This is a genomic window from Kitasatospora griseola, from assembly GCF_014648555.1.
In the GTDB taxonomy this organism is placed as follows: Bacteria; Actinomycetota; Actinomycetes; order Streptomycetales; family Streptomycetaceae; genus Kitasatospora; species Kitasatospora griseola.
Genome location: NZ_BMRI01000107.1, coordinates 1 through 990 on the forward strand (window position 1 = coordinate 1; position 990 = coordinate 990).

The following is a 990-nucleotide window of genomic DNA, read 5'->3' on the forward strand; positions in this document are numbered from 1 at the left end:
CCGGGCTCGACCCTCCACCGGCAGACGAACGCTACTGCTTCACCCGTCCGAGCGACATCACACATTCAACTTCAGTACTGAGGCTCGAGTTCCTGCTCCGTGCGCCCCTGGCACAGGTCCATCCGGCCCTCCTAGCTGAGAGCGGTACCAACAGGAGCGATTCGATCATGGATGCGGCGGGCTTCCCGACCGGAGGCAGTCCCAAATCCGTTCCCACCACCCTGGTCATCTCACGGCTCAACCTGGTGGTCCCAGGGTTCAAGGAACGAGCGGCGGACGCCGGCTTCCTCGTCAAGCTACGCAACGCCGAACTGCACAGCTCCCAGAGCGCGCTGGCGATCGACCAGGAGAAGTGGCTGCCGCGATTCGTCCGCGTCGTCGACGTCCTGTGCTCGCATCTCGGTACCACCGCGCAGGTCCTGGTTGGCACCGAGTTGATCGCTCATGGCCAGCGCCTGGTGGATGCTCAAGATGCGAGGTTGCGCCACGAAGTCGCCCAACGCATCGACGCCGCCCGCGCCTTCTTCAACACCTTGGACGAGGCTGCCCTCGCCGCACGTAGGGCGCTGCGCCACCGCTGGTTCCTGCAGCCGGTCGAGCGGGTGGAGTGTCCGGCCTGCGGTTCACCTGCTCGGCTCCTGCTCGACGAGGTCCGGGCGACCAACGAGCGACTGGTGGAGAACGATGTCCACCGGGATGTCGTCCACATCGCGAAGGACTTCTCCTGCCAGATCTGTGAACTCCGCCTCACGGGCACCGAGGAGATCCATGCCGCCGGTCTACGCCAGCAGTACGTCATCCTGCAGACCCAAGACATTACCGACCGCTTCGAGGGCACGGACACCGGCTACTACGAAGACGAGATCGACCACTACTTTGCCGACGCCGAGGCCTGAACCGACAACACCACGAGCTCAGAGGGCGGTAAGTGACGTGATGTCGGTTTCGTCGTCACCGGAACGTGTAGCGCCGTTGCATCTGCGCTGATCG

Annotated in this window: 1 protein-coding gene; it reads left to right on the forward strand. The window is 64.1% G+C overall.

Annotated features, from left to right (window positions below; all coding sequences use genetic code 11):
• On the forward strand, nt 1–896 hold an 896-nt coding region (locus IEZ12_RS37330; protein WP_229848733.1), incomplete at its 5' end, for a hypothetical protein.
• Nucleotides 897–990: the final 94 nt, after the last annotated feature.